This window comes from Halomonas sp. LMYGS-3, from assembly GCF_059509875.1.
On record NZ_JCAKFQ010000009.1, the window covers coordinates 1 to 18,214 of the forward strand.

Consider the following 18,214-nt stretch of genomic DNA (forward strand, 5'->3'; position numbering starts at 1 on the left):
CCGGTTGCTCCCCACCCCGCCTCGCGGCGACGCAGTTACCTTCGGCTACGGGGTCATGGCTTACCCCGGTGCGGACTCTCACCGCACTGTGTGCACGCCTTCACGGGCGCACTGGGAGCCACGCTTTGCGGGGCGATGCGGCGCGAAGCGGTGCTGGCGGTTGTCTGCCACGTCAGCGGCTACCACCGGGGCGCCTACGGCGCCAATCGCTCGGCGGAGCCAGGCTCCAGCCTTCGCCAAATGCCTTCGCCAACGCCTCCTCATGTCCTCCAGATCCGCGGTACGCAGGCCTCGCGGCCGACCAGCCTCGGCCGCAACACCTTCCAGGCCGCCTCGCACAGCGCCCAGGCCTCGTTGCGTTCGTGCCCCAGGTAGCGCAGCAGCAGCACGCCGTGGCGCACGGTGACCGCCCAGTGCGGGCTCACCTCGATCGCATCACGCAGCGCCTCGATGGCGCCGGCCTCATCGGGCAGACCCACGGCCCATAGCGTCGCCTGAACGGTGGCGCCGCCCTGCCCCCAGCGGCCATGGAAGCGGGGGTGACCCGGATCGAGAGGCTGACGCTCCAGCCACAGCGGCTTGCCGTCGCGCAACAAGCGGAAGCGCTGGGCGATGCGCCCGGAGACATAGGGCAACCGACTCGCCGGCCGCCCCAGCGCCAGCACCTCCCAGCCCAGGCAGCGCGCATCGCCCGCCAGCTCGATGGTGGTGGCCTGCTCGCCCCGCGAGCCATCGAAGGCGATGGTCTCCTGGGGCAGCCACTCCAGCAGGCCGCCATCGGCGACCTCGAGGCGGGTGTCCTGTCGCCAGGCCACGCCCTGGCTGTCGGCGCGGTAGAGCTTGTTGGCGGCCGGGGTGGTAAGCAGGGCATGGGCCTCCGCTTCGACCCGGGCCGAGATGCTCAGCGCATCGCCACTGACCAGGCCACCGGGGGGATGCAGCAGGTAGACGTGGCAGGCGCCCTCGCCCCCTTCGGGATAGAAGGGCCGCTGTACCCGCAGCGGGCCGTGGTGGCGTGCCCTCACCATCCGCGTGGCGCCCAGGCGTGCCAGGAAACCGAGCTCCAGCGACGCTGCCCAGTGGCGGCCGGCATCGAAACGGTGGCCCGACTCGGGGTGATACGGAATGGCGCGCGGGATGGCCGTCATCACAAGGGTCCTGTGCGTCCGGTGGCTGTTGCCTCTTCCTCAGCAAGCTGCGTACCAATCTGGTGAAAACACAAAAGTACTATTTTTTATCAATGTGTTATGTTGTACACAAAGAGGTACCCAGATACCTCCCTGCACCATCGCCGCCGCCGTGCGGAAGGGTCATCGCACCACCCGGGTGCGCGAGAGCGGCGAACGCACCACCATAGGGCAAAGCACCCGCCACGGCCGAAACCGAAACGGGCGCTCGTAGCTCGTAGCTCGTAGCTCGTAGCTCCAGAGCCTAGACCGTCAGGTGCTCCTTGATCAGCGCATCGGTCAGCTCGTCTATCCCGCCTCTGGCCACCGGCCGGCCGCGATCCATGATCGCGAAGCGGTCGGCGTACCGGCGCGCGAAGGGCAGTTTCTGCTCCACCAGCAGCACGGTCAGGACATCTTCCTCGATCAGCCTGCGGATCACCTCGCCGATCAGGGTGACGATATTGGGCTGGATGCCCTCGCCCGGCTCGTCGAGGATCAACAGCCGCGGCTCGATCACCAGGGCCCGGCCGATGGCCAGCTGCTGCTGCTGGCCCCCGGAAAGGTCACCGCCGCGCCGGTGCTTCATCTCCTCGAGCACCGGAAAGAGTTCATGGACGCGCTCCGGGATGGTGCGCCGGCCGTCGCTGCGCGCAGCGAGGCCGGTACGCAGGTTCTCCTCCACGGTCAGCAGCGGGAAGATCTGCCGTCCCTGAGGGACGTAACCGATGCCCAGCCGTGAACGGTCCTCGATGCGCCGCTGGGTCAGCTCCACAGCGTCCGCGTAGCGGAGGCTGCCCGAGGCCACCGCCACCTCGCCCATGATCGCCTTCATCAGGGTGGTCTTGCCCACCCCGTTGCGCCCCATGACGCAGGTGCACTCTCCGGTCGGCACCTCGAGATCGAGGTCCCACAGGGTGTGGCTCTCGCCGTAGTACTGGTTGAGCTTGTCGATCGCCAGCATCAGGCCATCTCCTCTTCCGCTTCGGCGCCCAGGTAGACCTCGATCACCTTCGGGTCGCTGGCGACCTGGTCCATGCTGCCTTCGGCCAGTACGCTGCCCTGGTGCAGCACCGTCACCTTGCGGGCGATGGAGCGCACGAAGCCCATATCGTGCTCGACGACGACGACGGACTGTTTTCCCGCGAGCCCGGTCAGCAGCTCGGCGGTGCGCTCCATCTCCTGCTCGGTCATGCCGGCCACGGGTTCATCCACCAGCAGCAGCCGCGGTCGCTGCATCAACAGCATGCCGATCTCCAGCCACTGTTTCTGGCCGTGGGAGAGGATCCCGGCCGGACGGCTTCGCAGTTCGGCGAGGCCAATGGTCTCGAGCACCTCGTCGATGCGGTCGCGGACCTCGCCGGACAGGCGAGCCGTGAGGGTCGGCAGGATGCGCTTGTCGGCGGCCATGGCCAGCTCCAGGTTCTCGAATACGCTCAGGGCCTCGAACACCGTGGGTTTCTGGAACTTGCGCCCGATGCCGAGGCTGGCGATCTCCGGTTCGTTCATGGTCAGCAGGTCGTGGCGACTGCCGAACCACACCTTTCCGGCATCGGGGCGGGTCTTGCCGGTGATGATGTCCATCATGGTGGTCTTGCCCGCCCCGTTGGGGCCGATGATGCAGCGCAGCTCGCCATCGTCGATGGTCAGGTTCAGGGCGTTGATCGCCTTGAAGCCATCGAAGCTGACGGTCACGTCCTCGAGGTAGAGAATGGGGCCGTGGCGCACGTCCACCGGTGACTCCACCGGCACCAGGAAGTCGAAGACGCGATCGCGGTCGGCCAGCGATTTCAGAAAGTTCATGCGCGAGCCTCCCTGCCGGTGGGCGTGGTGGCAGCCTCATCCTCGGGTCGGCGCTTCAGGCGATAGGACAGGAGTCCCGCCACGCCCTTGGGCAGGAAGACGGTGACCAGCACGAACATCCCCCCCAGGGCGAACAGCCAGGCATCCGGCATCACCCCGGTGAACACCGTCTTGGCGTAGTTGACCAGGATCGCCCCGATCACCGCGCCGTAGAGGGTGGCACGGCCGCCCAGCGCCACCCAGAGCACGATCTCGATGGAGAAGATCGGCGAGAACTCGCTGGGGTTGATGATACCCACCTGGGGGACATAGAGCGCTCCCGCCACGCCGGCGAGCATCGCCGAGACCACGAAGACGAACAGCTGGAAGCGCTCCACCCGGTAGCCGAGAAAGCGCGTGCGCGCCTCGGCATCGCGGGTCGCCACGCAGACCCGCCCCAGCTTGCTGGCCACGATGGCCCGGCACAGCACATAGCCCAGCGCCAGGGCCGCCCCGGTGGCCAGGAAGAGGCCCAGGCGGGTATCGCTGCTGCGCAGGCTGAAGCCGAGGATCTCGCGGAAGTCGGTGAGGCCGTTGTTGCCGCCGAAGCCCATCTCGTTGCGGAAGAAGGCCAGCATCAGGGCGAAGGTGAGCGCCTGGGTGATGATCGAGAGATACACCCCCGTGACCCGCGAGCGGAACGCCAGGAAGCCGAACACCAGGGCCAGGGCGCCCGGCGCCAGCAGCACCATGAGGAAGGCGAACCAGGCCATGTCGGAGCCGGCCCAGTACCAGGGCAGGCTGTCCCAGTCGAGGAAGACCATGAAGTCCGGCAATACCGGGTGCCCGTAGACGCCGCGGTCACCGATCTGGCGCATCAGGTACATGCCCATGGCGTAGCCGCCCAGGGCGAAGAAGGCCCCATGGCCGAGGCTCAGGATGCCGAGATAGCCCCACACCAGGTCCACCGCCACCGCCAGCAGGGCATAACTCAGGTACTTGCCGAACAGGTTGACGGTATACGCATTGACATGCAGCGGGTGGCCCTGGGGCACGGCCAGGTGCAGCACGGTCACCAGACACATGGCCGCCAGCAGCACGCCCAGGAACAGCCGGGTCGAGCGTTCGTTGAAAGGTGTCGTTAACCACATGTCGGTCTAGCCCTCCGCCGCCCGGCCCTTCTGCGGGAAGAGTCCGCGGGGGCGCTTCTGGATGAACAGGATGATGAAGACGAGCACGAGGATCTTGGCCAGCACGGCCCCGGCCCAGGGCTCGAGCACCTGGTTGATCACGCCGAGCGAGAGCCCGGCCACCAGGGTGCCCCAGAGGTTTCCCACGCCGCCGAACACCACCACCATGAAGGAGTCGATGATGTAGTTCTGGCCCAGGTTGGGCCCCACGTTGGTGAGCTGGGAGAGCGCCACGCCGGCGAGCCCGGCGACACCGGAGCCGAGCGCGAAGGTCAGGATGTCGACCCGGGTCGCACGAATGCCCATGGAGCGCGCCATGGCACGGTTCTGGGTCACGGCACGCACCTCCAGGCCGAGTCGGGTACGTCGCATGATCAGCATCAGGCCGGCAAATACCACCAGGGCGAAGCCCAGCACCACCATCCGGTTCAGGGTCAGCGACAGGGCGTCGTTGATCACCAGCGAACCACTCATCCACTCCGGGGTGACCACGGTGCGGTTGAGCGGCGAGATCACGGTACGCACCAGCTGCTGCAAGATCAGGCTGACGCCGAAGGTGGCCAGCAGGGTCTCCAGCGGACGGCCCTTGAGGAACTGGATCACCCCCCGCTCGATGGCGATGCCCGCCAGGGCGGCCACCAGGAAGCCCGCGGGCACCGCCAGGAGCAGGGCCAGCCCCGGCTGGCCGGGCAGCAGTTGCTGCATCGCCCAGGTGGTATAGGCGCCGAGCATGATCAGCTCGCCATGGGCCATGTTGATCACCCCCATCACCCCGAAGGTGATGGCCAGCCCGATGGCGGCGAGCACCAGCACCGAGCCGAGGCTCAGGCCGAAGTAGAGGGTCTCGGCGACGCGATTGAGCTTGAGCTTCTGCTCGATGTTGGTGAGCGCCGTCCGGGCGGCCGACGCGAGCTCGGCATCATCGCCCGCCGCGGCCCGCGACAGGGCGACCCGCGCCCGGGGATGCAGGCTGCCGTCGAGGTGGTCGATGGCCGTCACCTCGCCCTGCTCCAGGCGGTGGATGGCCAGGGCCAGGGTCAGGCGCTCACGGACACGGGCGTCGCTCTCCTGTTCGATGAGCTCCGACAGCGGGCCGGCCAGGTCGGCGTCGACCTCGCCGAGCAACCGCTCGGCGGAGGCCCGGCGCAGCTCGAGATCCGCCGAGTAGAGATCGACAACGGCGATGGCACTGCGCAACTGGTTGCGCAGGGCGTTGTTGATACCGATGCGATCCAGTTCGCGGCGGGACATCTCGCCGAGTGGCTCGCCGCTGAGGGCGTCGGCCACCGGCCAGTGGCGGCCACTGTTGTCGAGCACCACCACGAAGCGGCCCTCGTCGGTTTGCTGCAGGCGGCCGTCGAGCAGTGCCGATAGCCAGTCGCGGGCGCGCTCGTCGTCGCTGCGGACGATGGCCTCGATGGCCTCGCCCTTCTCGGCATAGGAGCTGACGTCCAGAGCCTCGAGCAGCTGGATGGCCGCGGCATCGTCGGGGCCATCGGTCTGGGCCTGGGCGGCCATCGGTATGAACAGCAGGGCCGCCAGCCAGATCAGTCCTATCAGGGGGATGGCGAGGGGGAAGCGGCGCCGCTTACCGGCCACACTGCCGGGCGTCGCCCCGGCCGACACTGGCCGGGACAGCGGGAAGTTCCTCATCGGCTTTCCTCGATTCGAGTTCGATTGTGTCGGGATGGCGTGCTCCCCCGCCGGTAGCCGACGGGGGATGGCGGGATTATTCGGCCAGGGCGGCCTCGGCTTCCTCGGCCGCGGTGCTGCCACCACAGGAGCCGTTGGCGACGTTGAAGTTGCCGCAGCGCATCGGCGCCCGCCAGTCGCTGATCAGGTCGCGGGACCCCGGCAGGTAGTCGGACCAGGCGTCGCCGGCCACGGTGGACGGCGTCTGCCACACCACGTCGAACTGGCCGTTGTCCTGGATCTCGCCGATCAGCACCGGCTTGGTGATGTGGTGATTGGGCATCATCGCCGCATAGCCGCCGGAGAGGTTGGGCACCGCCACGCCGATGATAGCGTCCTTGACCGCGTCGACCTCGGTGGTACCGGCCTTGCGTACCGCCTCCGCCCACATGTTGAAGCCGATGTAGTGGGCCTCCATGGGGTCGTTGGTCACCGACTCCTCGTCGCCGGTGTAGTCGATCCAGGCGTCGATGAAGTCGTAGTTGGCGTCGGTGTCGACGCTCATGAAGTAGTTCCAGGCGGCCAGGTGGCCGACCAGCGGGCCGGTATCGATGCCGGAGAGCTCCTGCTCGCCCACCGAGAAGGCCACCACCGGGATGTCGGCGGCATCGATGCCCTGGTTGGCGAGCTCACGGTAGAAGGGCACGTTGGCGTCGCCGTTGATGGTCGAGACCACCGCGGTCTTCTTGCCCTCGGAACCGAAGCGGCGGATCTCGGCGACGATGTTCTGCCAGTCGGAGTGACCGAAGGGGGTGTAGTTGACCAGGATGTCCTCGTCGGCCACCCCGAACTCCTCCTGCAGGTACGCCTCGAGGATGCGGTTGGTGGTGCGCGGATAGACATAGTCGGTACCGGCCAGCACCCAGCGCTCGACGCCGACCTGGTCGTGCAGGTAGTTGACGGCCGGAATGGCCTGCTGGTTGGGCGCGGCGCCGGTATAGAAGACGTTCTCGGAGGACTCCTCGCCCTCGTACTGCACCGGATAGAAGAGCAGGCCATTGAGCTCCTCGACCACCGGCAGCACCGCCTTGCGCGAGACGGAGGTCCAGTTGCCGAAGATCACATCGACCTCCTCCTGGGCGAGCAGCTCGCGGGCGCGCTCGGCGAACAGCGGCCAGTTGGAGGCCGGGTCGACCACCACCGCCTCGAGCTGGCGGCCGAGCAGGCCGCCCTGCGCGTTCTGCTGCTCGATGAGCATCTCCACGGTGTCCTTGAGGGTCGACTCGCTGATCGCCATGGTGCCGGAGAGCGAGTGCAGGATGCCGACCTTGATCGGCTCCTCGGCCAGGGCCTGGGCGCTGATGCCCAGCGTGGCGGACACCAGGGCGGTCGCCAGCCAGCGTGACGGTTGGGAGACGGGACGTGACAGTGCCTTGCGTCGGAATGCGGTCACTTGAACCTCCTTGCGCCCTCCTGAGAGAGGGACTCGTTGTGGTTGCGTCGCGCCGCCGGGGCAGGAGCCGGCCGGCGCTCGGGACAGCAACCAGAACTTGCAAGGTTTGCGCCACCCGATGGCAGGCACTTCTTTACATCAAACTTTCAATCACTTACCAAAAATGGAACGGAACGACACCGGCGTGATTGCACCACCCGAGTGCGGGCGGCCCTCGCCAGGGTCGTGGCACGCACCTCGATGGATGCACCATGGTCGAGCTCATGCACTCCCATGATAAAAAAAGGGGCGCCGACCGCGTCGGCGCCCCTTCTCTGGCTTATCTCGTTCGTTCCTGGTGACTGCCAGCGAACTAACGGTGTGGTGCCTGCGCTAGCCCTCCCCGAGTCGGCCAGGATCGATCAGACAACATGGAAGCACGCCGAAGCGGGCGTGCGCGTGTCCATGTTGCGCCCCCGATTCAGGTGGTCATCGATCTCGGCCGCGGAGCCGATCATACGGCCGTAGAGGAAGACGCTGAAGGCTGCCGTCTCGAGATCCCGCTCGGTCAGCTCGCCAGACTGGTAATCCCTCCACAGGAGCGCAAGCAGCAGCGCCGCGATCACCGCGTCGACGTTGACGCAGAAGACGTAACGGCTGGCACCCACGTCATACAACGCCTGCACTAGTTCGCGGTAGAAGGCATGGAAGATGTTGTAGTCGCCGCGCTTCGCCATGAACTCCGCGATGAAGCGCTCGCGCGGATCGTAGTTGACCGGCTTGCCCTTGAAGATCGGGTGGTGGACACCGGGCAAGGCGCGGACCTCGGTGCCGATCTCCTTGGCCTCGGCCTTCTCACGCTGGTAGTCACGGGCGAAGTCGGTGGCCATGGCCTTGAGGTCGATGCCGTGGTTCGGGTCGGTGGGGTCGATGAGCCCCTTGTCCTTGAACTGGTCGAGCAGGAAGGCCATCCCCTCGAAGCCGTTGCCGCCGTGGCTGTAGCCGGTGTGGGTGAGAAATCCCACCATGGCCTTGTTGATCTGCACGCGGCCAGGGGTCTGCGGTCCGTCGGCCGCGACCGCCCCCTTGGCGCCTTGTGCCGAGATCGAGCCGGGGCCGTTGGAGATCAGCAGGCCGACGAGGATCTGGAGCGGCAACGCCTCGTCGCGGGTCGGCTTCTTGCCGGTCATGGCGAGGAAGCAGAGGTCCGCCATGGTCCACTGGCCAAAGCGCTCGTCGCGTGGAATGCCACACAGCGAACCGGGCTGGTGGTGGGAACCCGGGATCGTCGCACCGACCATCACGCCGTAGAGGCGTAAGTACCAGGGCAACGTCTCCGCGGTCAGGCGCGAGATGCGTTTGCGCATGAGGGGCCCCCAGGCGATGGTCAGACTGATCGCGGCGAGGATGGCATCCCGGGAGAGACGGCCGTTCAGGGTGGCCAGGTAGGTGAGGAAGACCGACTTGCCACCGCGCGCCTTGACGGCGGCGAGCATCGCCTCGGGGCGGGGGTCGTCGGCCTCGGCCTCGGAGGCGAGAAAGAGCGCGCGGGTGGCGGCGTCCATGGTGATCGCCGAGATGTCGAACTCCTCGCTCCGGCCGTCCCGCAGGCCGGAATGCGCAAAGAGGTCGATCAGCGCGCTGGTGCAGGCCAGCGCGCGTTCGACCCGCTTCGGTCCGACGATCGCGGCGGCGGCCGCCATGATGGCGTTGGGCGCATTGCCCGCGTCCCGCGCGGCGTCGGCAGCCACGAGGATCGGGTCACCGACCAGGTTCACCTCCGCCGCCACGGCCACGTCCAGCATGGCACGGTCGTTCTCGCCGGCGATCTCGTGGACGAGGGGCAGGGCGAAATTGGCCTCCAGCGGATCGAGCGCCAGGTCGAGCACGGAATAGCCGTGCACGCTGGTCACCTGGGTGGTGGGGTCCATCACCGACGCCCCGGACTTGTCCTTCATGGTCTGGCGAGCGATCACCGCCCCCACCTGGCGCTTGAGCACGGCGATCTGGGTCGCATAGGGCTCACTCGGCGTCACCGGGGGCATGGCGAGTTCGGGTGGCGGCGCCAGGCCCTGGTCGTTGGCGATCCAGGGCTTGAGCGCGAGGCTGCCCGTCGAGGCGAAATCGGGCGAAACGCCGTTCAGCTTCATCACCGCGGTCAGTGCCATGGGGATGTCGGCGATATTGGTCACCACCGCGCCCTTGGCCGAGACCACCGGGTTGTCGGGCGTGTAGAGGTCGTCGACGCCGAAGGCCTCCATCAACCAGCCCTCCTTGTCTTCCGCCCGGTCGCCCGAGCCGGCCATCGCACCGGCATGGCCGACGGCACGGGTGAGCTTCGACTTCCAGCGGCCGACGACACAGGCAACCGTCGGCTTGCCGAAATCGACACCGTGCTCGTGATAGCCACCCGGTTCGACATAGAGCACCGCGGCTTTCGAGCGGTCGTCGTTCACCAGCGCATGGGAGAAATCACGGGCGTTGTAATGGATATAGACGTCCTTTCCGCTCGAGACGAGCGTTGTGGTGCCCCAGCCTTCGGTCGCGAGGTACTGCGCGATGGTGGTGGTGAAGCCCCCCGAATTCGAGAAGATCGCGACCGAGCCCTTGCGCAGGGACTCCTCGGGACTGTCGCCGCCGAGCGCGCCGCCAATGCGGACCCGGTTCCAGCTGTCGGCCACACCGAGGCAATTGCCACCGATGATGTCGACGCCATTGGCCTGCCCCATCGCGCGGATCTCGCGCGCATCGTGCACGGCTATCTTTTCGGTAATGATGACGATCTTTTCCAGAGCGTCGTTGACACGAATGAGTTCCGCCACCCCATCGCGCACGCTGGGGGGCGGGAGGTAGACAACGCCTACATTGAAGGTGTGCCCCGCAGCCAGGCCCTCGCGCACATTATTGAACACCGGAATGTCGCCCACGGACGTCTTGAGCGTCTGCCCGGCACGCCCCGGTGAGGTACCGAAGACCACGTTGCCCCCCGAATAGGCATGACTCACCGGGGTCACCGTGCGTGACTCGCCACCCAGAATGTTGAGAACACAGACGCGATCCTCGCGCCTCGCCACATCGGCCAGCGAGTGAATGCCGAGATAGTATGGAAAATCCGCAATACCCTGACGATACATGATGCGTCTCCCCTTAAGCCGCTGTCTTGATGCCGAGATGCCGGGCGATCTCGGCACGGCCTCCGTCACGCATCCACAGATCGAGATTCTTCGCGTAGCTCACCACTTCCGAGATGGCGCTGTCGAAGCCGAAGAAGCGGTAAGGCACGCCAAGGCTGTCCAGCGTGTCGCCGAGGTTGCCCATGCCGCGTACCAGGTTTGGCCCACCGCGCCCGACGACGACATAGAGCGGTGTCGGCCCGTACTCCGCGAAATGCTCGCGCAGCGCGTCGCCCATGCCCCGGAAGGTCTCGAGGATATCCGTGTTGTTCGACTTGCCCCCGATGATGAACAGCACATTGGTCTGGGCAAGGAAATGCCGATAGCAGATCGCGGCGACCGACTTCATCTTTTCATAGGGGGGATTGCCACCGAAATCCGAGGAGATGATCGCGGCATCCCCCAGCACCTCGGTCACCAGGCTATTGGCACCACCGCCGAAGGTTGGCGCCAGGATGGTGCCCTTGTCGTTGACCACAAAGACATCCGACTGGCCCTGGTGGGTACGAAGCCGGTTCACTTCCTGTTCGAAGGCCGAGACGTCGGCGGCGAAGAGCTGTTCGGGCAGGCCCAACCGCCCCACCCGGGGATCATCGCGGTCAAAGCCACACTTGAAGTCGCAGGCAACCGGCATCAGCCGACCGTCGCGCCCGGGGCGCATGCGGATGGGGTTCAGTTCCAGCGTGGTCATGCCATAGTGATGCATCAACTCCCAGAGCTTGGGCAGGTGCTGGACCAGCGGCGAGATGATCTCCTTGGGCGCCCCGATGTCGCTCAGCGCATTGGCCACCACGAAGGCCTTGAGCCCCGTCAGCGCCTCGAACGGCACGGTGGCGATCTCGGATTTGTCCAGCTCCTCGATATCGACGCCGCCGCGGTGGGTCAGCGTCATGCTCGGCGCCCGGAAGCGGCTGTCGTCGGAGATGGCAAAATAGACCTCGTGCTCGGCCGGCACGCCGGCCTCGAATGTCACCCCGTTCGCCTTGGCGTAGGCATTGCCGTGACGATGCTCGGCGAAATAGAGCCGCTCCTTCTCGGCCAGGGCGGTACGTAGATCGCTCGCCTTGCCGATAAGCCCCGCCTTGCCTTTCTTGCCGACGCCACCGCGGAACAGCGGCTTGATGAAGATCAGCCCATGGCGAGCAATCAAATCCTGAATCTGGTCCTCAGTCGCATCGGGCCCAAGTACTTCCGAGGTCGGAAACCCGACATGATTGAGAAGTCTTGCCCCGTGTAGCATTCCGGTAAGCTGCATATTATTTTCTCCAATAGACCGCTGTTTCCCGGTGAAAGATTCAAGCAAGCGGCAGAAAAGATAGAGCCTCAATTACCCCTTTCTTTCCTGGAGCCTTCCTCTTCTATCTACGGCTACTGACGAGGTCGTCAACAGGGGTTCATTCAGCTGTTGTTATGTAAGTCTGCTGAATTTCGCCGAGCTTCCACCTCGAGATCGACCCGCCATCGAGCACGGCGAGCCATGGCTGGCGTAAAAAAGGGGCATCGAAAGAGTTGATACCCCGAAAAATTGGCTGTGTTCTGTAGGCTTGTCGGGATCGACAGGCCACGTCGATGAGTCAGCTAGCGGCGCGGGCACGCGCCATGACCACAGCCTTCTTGACCAGCGGCAGGGCGAGTGACAGCCCGGCGATGAGCAGCAGGGTCAGCGAGATCGGCTTGTCGATGAAGGTCGACCAGTCGCCACCGGAGATCTGCAGCGCACGCCGCATCGACTCTTCCATGATTCCGCCGAGGATCAGCGCCAGGATCAGCGGTGCGGCCGGGAACCCGAACAGGCGCATGCCCAGGCCCAGCACACCGAAGCCGAGCAGCAGGAAGAGGTCGAAGACGCTGAAGCTCATCCCGTAGACGCCGATCATGCAGAAGATCAGGATCAACGACAGCAGCAGCGGCCGCGGCATGTCGAGGATCCTGGCGATGAACGGGATCAGCGGCAGGTTGAGCACCAGCAGGAAGATGTTGCCGATGTACATGCTGGCGATGACGCCCCAGAACACATCGGGCCGATCCACCAGCATCGCCGGTCCCGGGGTCACGCCCATCACCAGCAGGGCGCCGAGCAGCACCGCCGTGGTGCCGGAGCCGGGCACGCCGAGGGTCAGCAGTGGCACGAAGGAGCCGGTGCAGGCGGCGTTGTTGGCCGCCTCGGGCGCCGCTACGCCCTTGATGTTGCCCTTGCCGAAGGTATTGCCGTCCTTGGCGATACGCTTCTCCATGCTGTAACCGAGGAATGACCCGATGGTGGCGCCGGCACCGGGCAGTACCCCGGTGAAGAAGCCGAGCACCGAGCTGCGGCCGATGGGGCCGGCGATCTCCTTCACCTCGCTCTTCGACAACTTCAGCGAACCGATGGCGTTACGGGGCTGCTCCTTGCCGCCACCGCCGCGCAGCAGGATGAAGAAGACCTCGGCCAGGGCGAAGATGCCCAGCGCCACCACCAGGAAGTCGATGCCGTCGAGGAGATGGGCACTGCCGAAGGCGTAACGCACGGTGCCGGTCTGCAGGTCGATGCCGATGATCGAGATCATCACCCCGATCACGGCGGCGATCAGCCCCTTGACCAGCGACTTGTCGGAGAGCGACACCACCGCGGTCAGGCCCAGCACCATCAGGGCGAAGTACTCCGCCGGGCCGAAACTGACCGCGACCTTCGACAGCAGGGGCGCCACCAGCATCAGGAAGACGACGGAGATGGTCCCCCCCACGAAGGAGGCATAGGCGGCGATGGCCAGGGCCTTGCCCGCCAGGCCCTGCTTGGCCATGGGATAGCCGTCGAAGGAGGTGGCCACGGTCCCCGCCACGCCGGGGGCGTTGAGCAGGATCGACGAGGTCGATCCGCCGAAGATGGCACCGTAGTAGACCCCCGCCATCAGGATCAGGCCGGAGGAGGGATCCATGGCGAAGGTGATCGGGATCATCAGCGCCAGGGCACTGATCGGCCCGAGACCGGGCAACATGCCGATGATGGTGCCGGCGAATACCCCGGTGAAGACGTAGACGATATTGATCGGCTCCAGCGCGATGCCGAAGCCATACATCAGGTTATTGAAAGCATCCATTGTCAGGGTCTCTCTCGCTGGCTTAGCGTGTCGGGCGACATCAGATCGGCAGGATCCCGGTCGGCAAGTAGACGTTCATGATCCTGGTCATGGTCAGGTACAACGCCAGCACCACGCCCAGGGAAACGGCCAGGTTGATGCCATGACGCCGATAGCCGTAGTACCAGGTGAGGCCGAACGCCAGCAGCGTGGAGGCGACCACGAAGCCGATCGGAACCAGAACCCCGGCGTAGACGGCGATTGCCAGCGAGGTCACCACTACCCGCGACCAGGGGCGCAGCAGCAGCGGCATGGCCGGCTCGTCATCGACCGGCTCCGGGATATCCCGGGCCTTGGGCTTTTCCAGGAACAGCAGCAACGCCAGGCCCAGCAACACGAAACCCAGCACCTTGGGGAAGAGGTCGGAGTCGACCGGCCGCGGCAGCGGAAAACTCGGAATCTGGAAGGCCATCGCCAGGTAGCCCACGGAGAACAGGGCAATCACCAGCGCCAGCCACTGATTGGTATTGAGTCTTGTCATGAGGCAGTCATCCCGAACCCGAAGCGTGAACGCTGCGATGGGTTCAAGTCATGCATTCGGGGGAATGCGAGCCCCGGTCGATGCAGGGCCCGCGCGAGTCGGTGAGGCGTCGCAGTGTCAGCGGATCAACCCTAGATCGCTCAGCACGCCGCTGAACTCTTCCTTCTGCGCGTCGAGGAAGGCACCGAATTCCTCGCTGTTCTGATAGGCGTCGAGCCAGCCCAATTGATCGCGCGCCTCGGCCCAACTGTCGGTCTCGAGCATCCTGGCGAACAGGTCCTCGTAATAGGCCACGGCCTCCTCCGGCATGTCGGGGGTGCCCATCACGCCACGCCAGATATCGAAGGTGTAGTCGATACCCTGCTCCTGGTAGGTGGGGATATCGGCCAGCGGGCCACCCAGCCGTTCTGGCGCCGACACGCCCAGCGCACGAACCTCGCTGTCCGGGCCTAGTTGGCCCGCGGCCTCGCCGGCACCGGTGATCACCGCCTCGACGTGCCCCCCCATCAGGTTCGTCATCGCCTCGCCGCCTCCCGAGAAGGCGATGTAGTTGACATTGGCCGCCTCGAGCCCGGCTGCCGATGCCACGCCGGCGATGGCGATATGATCCATGGAGCCCGGCGCGCTGCCGCCGCCGACACTCAGGCTGGGGTTCTCGCGTATGGCGTCGAACAGGTCGTTGAGATCCTGATACTCGGAATCCTGCGGCACCAGTACGATCGAGTAATCGGTGATCAGGCGAGCGACCGGCGTGAAGTGGGTGTGATCGTACTGTGAGGTACCGGCCAGGGGCACCAGGATGATCGGCGGGCTGGTGGCGAACAGCTTGTGGGGATTGCCGGCATCCCGGGCAATCTGGGCCCAGGCCACGGCCCCCCCGCCACCCGGCACGTTGATGGCGGCGAAGTTCTGGTCGGCCAGGCCCTCTTCCTGGATGACCCGCGAGGTGGTACGCACCAGAGTATCCCAGCCACCACCCGGGTTGGCCGGAGCGATGAATTCGATGGAACTGGTCGGGGTCCACTCCTGGGCCTGGGCGGCGGCGGTCATGCCGGCCAGGGCGGCGAGGGGCAGGACGAGGGCGGCCAGGCGCTTGGCCGGGTGGGCAGTCTTGACGATCATGGCGTACTCCAGACGTTGGCTGTTGTTCTATCCGCGGATCATCGGAAGTGTCCGCAGGCGTCTGCAACGTTAGAAGAGCCGCGCCCTCCCCTGCAAGCTTCTGAACATAAAAGACAAACTGTCCGTTATGGGCATTCTGTCCATTCTGTTCACACCACGAGGATCAGTTGTCATCCAACCATGGGGCGACGGCACCGACCAGCCGATAGCGACGCTCGGGCCTTCCGACATCACCATAGCCCAGTTCCGCGCCGGCGACCTGCACCGAGACCAGGAACTCCAGGTAGCGGCGCGCCGTGGAGCGGCTGGCCCCGATCGTGCGCGCCGCCTGCATGGCGGTGAGCGGGGCACCCGCACCCTCCAGGGAGCGGATCACGGCGCTCAGCGTCAGCCGGTCGATGCCCTTGGGCAGCGTTCGGGAGCCGCCGGCCGGGACCTGCTGCGGACGCAGCCGGGCCAGGGCCTGGTCCAGCTCCTCCTGATTCATCTCGCCGCGGGACGCCAGGGCGGCGCGTTCGCGGCGGAAGCGGGCCAGCATCTGCGCCATGCGCGACGCCTCGGTGGGCTTGATCAGGTAGTCGAAGACCCCGCCGCGCAGCGCCTCGGCGATGGTCTCCACCTCGCGGGCCGCGGTAACCATGACGATATCCATGTGCAGATGATCGCGACGCAACTCCCAGAGCAGCTCGAGCCCCACCACGTCGGGCAGGTAGGCATCCAGCAGCACCAGCTGGATCTCGTCGGCGTGACGCCCCAGCAGCTCCCTCGCCTCGGCGCCGGAGCGTGCCATACCCACCACCAGGAAGCCCTCGCTCTGCTCGATGAAGGCGCGATGGATCTCGGCGATGCGGAAGTCGTCCTCGACGATCAGGATCCCGTAATCCGGCGAGGCAAGCTCAGAGGATGGCGTATCGGGGTGTGACATCGATTCTCCCCTGTGGTCGTCGTTGTAATTGATCATCGCATCAGTGGTCGGCCGCCACCGAGGCATGGCACAGCGAGCGGTCCAGCACCACCATGAAGCAGGCGCCTCCCAGCTCGCTCTCCTCCAGGGTGATCTCGCCGCCATGCTCGCGGCACAGCCGCGAAATCAGCGCCAGACCGATGCCGCGATGCTTGCCCGGCTTGGTCGAGAAGCCCTCGCGGAAGATCGCCTCGAGGTGCTCGGGCGCCACTCCCGGGCCGTTGTCCTCCACCTCGATCAGCAGCTGCTCGCCCAGGTCGGTGAAGAAGAGGCGCACGCGCGGTCCCTCGCCGCTCCCCCGCTCACCCTGCAGGGCCGCGTGGCAGGCGTTGTCGAGCAGGTTGCCGATCACCGTCATCAACACCTCCTGGCCGGTCGCCGTGAGTGGAACCGACAGTGAGCTCTGGTCGTCGATCTCCAGGGCGACCCCGAGCTCGCGGGCCCGGGTCAGCTTGCCGAGCAGGGTGCCGCTGATCACCGGGTCCGCCACATGGCCCATCAGGAAGCTCATCTGGGCCTGGGCGCGCTCGCTCTCCTGGTGGATCAAGGCCAGGGCGTCCTCGATGCGGCCGAGCTGCAGCAGCCCCGAGATGGTGTAGAGCTTGTTGGAGAACTCGTGGGCCTGGGCACGCAGCATGTCCACGTCGCGGCTGGCGGCGGTCAGGGCATTGGAGAGCTCGACGATCTCGCGACGGCTGCGGAACGTCGCCACCGCGCCCTCGATCTCGCCGGCGTGGATCACCGGCACCCGGTTGACCACCACCGGATGATCGCCGAGCCACATCTGCTGATCGAACTGCTGCTCGCCGCGCTCGAGCACCTCGAGCAACCGCGAATTGGGTACCACTTCCTGGATCGGCCGGCCCAGCACCTCGCACTCCGGCGGCAGGTCGAGGAAGCGCCGGGCCTGCTGGTTGACCAGGGTGATCTGCCCCTCCCGGTTCACCGCCAGGATGCCCTCGTGGATCGACTGCAGGATCGCCTCCTTCTCCATCGCCAGCCGGGCGATCTCATGGGGCTCGAGCCCCAGGATAACCCGCTTGAGATGGCGCGAGAGGCCATAGGCACCGGCGAAGCCGAGCACGATCATCAGCACCACCAGCCACCAGCCGAGGCTGGTGTGCCGGCCCACGTCCATGGCCACCCGGTCGAGCATGAACCCCACCGAGACGATGCCGATGATGTTGCCCGCGTCGTCGAGCACCGGTGTCTTGCCGCGGACCGCCTCACCGAGCGACCCGGTGGCCTCGGAGACATAGGACTCGCCGTGCAGCAGTGCACGATCGTTGTCGCCGCCCACCATGGGCAGGCCGAGGCGCTCGGGCAGCGGATGGGAGTAGCGCAGCCCCTCGGTGTTGCCGACCACCACGTAGCGGGCGCCGGTCTCGCGGCGGATGCGTTCGGCGATGGGCTGGATGGTCGCCGAGGGATCGTCGTCGGAGAAGGCCTCGATCAACTCGGGAATGGCGGCCACGCTCAGCGCCACGGCCAGCGCCCGCTCGCCCATCTGGTCACCGATGATCTCGGCGGTGCGGTGGTTGAGGTAGGCCCCCTGGGCCAGCAGCATGGCGGCCAGCAGCACACCCACCAGCAGCATCACCTGGAGACGGAAGCTACGGATGAGCCGGTGGCGGCGCGCCCGGGGACGGCGCAGGCGCCTGACCTCGGCAATGGCATCGGCACGGCGGGGTGACATGGCGCAGACTCGATGGCGAAGAGTCGTCATTGTCGCACGCCTGCCGGGCACAGGCACCCGGCAGGCGCTTCTCAGCGCGCTGGGGAGATGCGTACCGGCGCCGTGCCGCTGCGCACCATGCCGAGCTCCTCGGCGGCACGGCGCGACAGATCGATGATGCGCCCCCTGACGAAGGGGCCCCGGTCGTTGATCCGCACCACGATCTCGCGACCGTTGTCGAGGCGAGTCACGCGGACCCGGGTGCCGAACGGCAGGGTACGGTGGGCGGCGGTGAGGGCCTGCCGGTCGTGACGCTCGCCGCTGGCGGTGCGCCGGCCATGGTAGCGATCGGCGTAGTAGGAGGCCTGCCCCTGCTCGCCGCTCCACCCCGATGGCGCCTCGCCGCCGGCCTGGTGGCCGCCACGCCCGGCACAGCCGGCCAGCAGAATGACCGCCAGCAACATCGGCAGGAGCCAGAGGG

The 18,214-nt window shown here is 66.4% G+C and carries 14 protein-coding genes; all 14 read right to left on the reverse strand.

Annotated elements, in window-relative coordinates; genetic code table 11:
* Positions 1-260: 260 nt before the first annotated feature.
* The 14 genes from AC5W54_RS10345 to AC5W54_RS10410 all read right to left on the reverse strand — a co-directional run bounded on the left by AC5W54_RS10345 (position 261) and on the right by AC5W54_RS10410 (position 18,197).
* Positions 261-1,148, reverse strand: a complete 888-nt coding sequence (locus AC5W54_RS10345; protein ID WP_495962003.1) for an urease accessory protein UreD — start codon at positions 1,146-1,148, stop codon at positions 261-263.
* Positions 1,149-1,431: 283 nt separating this feature from the next.
* Positions 1,432-2,130 carry an urea ABC transporter ATP-binding subunit UrtE gene (urtE, locus tag AC5W54_RS10350; RefSeq protein WP_495962004.1) on the reverse strand — a complete coding sequence of 233 codons (699 nt, stop codon included), beginning with the start codon at positions 2,128-2,130 and terminating at the stop codon, positions 1,432-1,434.
* Positions 2,130-2,969, reverse strand: coding sequence for an urea ABC transporter ATP-binding protein UrtD (gene urtD / locus AC5W54_RS10355; protein WP_495962005.1), 840 nt, complete (start codon positions 2,967-2,969; stop codon positions 2,130-2,132). The genes urtE and urtD overlap by 1 nt, the downstream gene beginning before the upstream one ends.
* Positions 2,966-4,099 carry an urea ABC transporter permease subunit UrtC gene (gene urtC, locus AC5W54_RS10360; RefSeq protein ID WP_495962006.1) on the reverse strand — a complete coding sequence of 378 codons (1,134 nt, stop codon included), beginning with the start codon at positions 4,097-4,099 and terminating at the stop codon, positions 2,966-2,968. Before urtC ends, urtD begins: the two co-directional genes overlap by 4 nt.
* A 6-nt stretch (positions 4,100-4,105) precedes the next feature.
* Complete coding sequence (urtB, locus tag AC5W54_RS10365) at positions 4,106-5,656, reverse strand: urea ABC transporter permease subunit UrtB (protein WP_495962150.1); 1,551 nt, start codon at positions 5,654-5,656, stop codon at positions 4,106-4,108.
* A gap of 211 nt (positions 5,657-5,867) precedes the next feature.
* On the reverse strand, positions 5,868-7,166 hold the full coding sequence (urtA, locus tag AC5W54_RS10370; protein ID WP_495962151.1) for an urea ABC transporter substrate-binding protein: 1,299 nt from the start codon (positions 7,164-7,166) through the stop codon (positions 5,868-5,870).
* A 458-nt stretch (positions 7,167-7,624) separates the two neighbouring features.
* The gene (locus AC5W54_RS10375; RefSeq protein ID WP_495962007.1) at positions 7,625-10,336 is read right to left on the reverse strand and encodes a hypothetical protein; all 2,712 of its coding nucleotides are present in this window, start codon (positions 10,334-10,336) and stop codon (positions 7,625-7,627) included.
* Positions 10,337-10,349: 13 nt separating this feature from the next.
* Complete coding sequence (locus tag AC5W54_RS10380) at positions 10,350-11,702, reverse strand: ATP citrate lyase citrate-binding domain-containing protein (protein WP_495962008.1); 1,353 nt, start codon at positions 11,700-11,702, stop codon at positions 10,350-10,352.
* 247 nt (positions 11,703-11,949) lie between these two features.
* The gene (locus AC5W54_RS10385; RefSeq protein ID WP_495962009.1) at positions 11,950-13,452 is read right to left on the reverse strand and encodes a tripartite tricarboxylate transporter permease; all 1,503 of its coding nucleotides are present in this window, start codon (positions 13,450-13,452) and stop codon (positions 11,950-11,952) included.
* A gap of 40 nt (positions 13,453-13,492) precedes the next feature.
* Positions 13,493-13,972, reverse strand: coding sequence for a tripartite tricarboxylate transporter TctB family protein (locus tag AC5W54_RS10390; protein ID WP_495962010.1), 480 nt, complete (start codon positions 13,970-13,972; stop codon positions 13,493-13,495).
* A gap of 117 nt (positions 13,973-14,089) precedes the next feature.
* Complete coding sequence (locus tag AC5W54_RS10395; protein ID WP_495962011.1) at positions 14,090-15,094, reverse strand: tripartite tricarboxylate transporter substrate binding protein; 1,005 nt, start codon at positions 15,092-15,094, stop codon at positions 14,090-14,092.
* A 163-nt stretch (positions 15,095-15,257) separates the two neighbouring features.
* Positions 15,258-16,019, reverse strand: coding sequence for a response regulator (locus AC5W54_RS10400; RefSeq protein WP_495962012.1), 762 nt, complete (start codon positions 16,017-16,019; stop codon positions 15,258-15,260).
* Between the two features lie 40 nt (positions 16,020-16,059).
* A complete protein-coding gene (locus AC5W54_RS10405; RefSeq protein WP_495962013.1) occupies positions 16,060-17,754 on the reverse strand; it encodes an ATP-binding protein in 1,695 nt (564 codons plus the stop codon).
* 71 nt (positions 17,755-17,825) lie between these two features.
* Complete coding sequence (locus tag AC5W54_RS10410; protein WP_495962152.1) at positions 17,826-18,197, reverse strand: septal ring lytic transglycosylase RlpA family protein; 372 nt, start codon at positions 18,195-18,197, stop codon at positions 17,826-17,828.
* Positions 18,198-18,214 lie beyond the last annotated feature (17 nt).

What these genes read in the sequence shown, in the direction of transcription:
- AC5W54_RS10345 (WP_495962003.1), bottom strand. Translation starts at nt 1,148, where the DNA reads ATGACGGCCATCCCGCGCGCCATTCCGTATCACCCCGAGTCGGGCCAC.
- urtE (WP_495962004.1), bottom strand. Translation starts at nt 2,130, where the DNA reads ATGCTGGCGATCGACAAGCTCAACCAGTACTACGGCGAGAGCCACACC.
- urtD (WP_495962005.1), bottom strand. Translation starts at nt 2,969, where the DNA reads ATGAACTTTCTGAAATCGCTGGCCGACCGCGATCGCGTCTTCGACTTC.
- urtC (WP_495962006.1), bottom strand. Translation starts at nt 4,099, where the DNA reads ATGTGGTTAACGACACCTTTCAACGAACGCTCGACCCGGCTGTTCCTG.
- urtB (WP_495962150.1), bottom strand. Translation starts at nt 5,656, where the DNA reads ATGGCCGCCCAGGCCCAGACCGATGGCCCCGACGATGCCGCGGCCATC.
- AC5W54_RS10375 (WP_495962007.1), bottom strand. Translation starts at nt 10,336, where the DNA reads ATGTATCGTCAGGGTATTGCGGATTTTCCATACTATCTCGGCATTCAC.
- AC5W54_RS10385 (WP_495962009.1), bottom strand. Translation starts at nt 13,452, where the DNA reads ATGGATGCTTTCAATAACCTGATGTATGGCTTCGGCATCGCGCTGGAG.
- AC5W54_RS10390 (WP_495962010.1), bottom strand. Translation starts at nt 13,972, where the DNA reads ATGACAAGACTCAATACCAATCAGTGGCTGGCGCTGGTGATTGCCCTG.
- AC5W54_RS10395 (WP_495962011.1), bottom strand. Translation starts at nt 15,094, where the DNA reads ATGATCGTCAAGACTGCCCACCCGGCCAAGCGCCTGGCCGCCCTCGTC.
- AC5W54_RS10400 (WP_495962012.1), bottom strand. Translation starts at nt 16,019, where the DNA reads ATGTCACACCCCGATACGCCATCCTCTGAGCTTGCCTCGCCGGATTAC.
- AC5W54_RS10405 (WP_495962013.1), bottom strand. Translation starts at nt 17,754, where the DNA reads ATGTCACCCCGCCGTGCCGATGCCATTGCCGAGGTCAGGCGCCTGCGC.
- AC5W54_RS10410 (WP_495962152.1), bottom strand. Translation starts at nt 18,197, where the DNA reads ATGTTGCTGGCGGTCATTCTGCTGGCCGGCTGTGCCGGGCGTGGCGGC.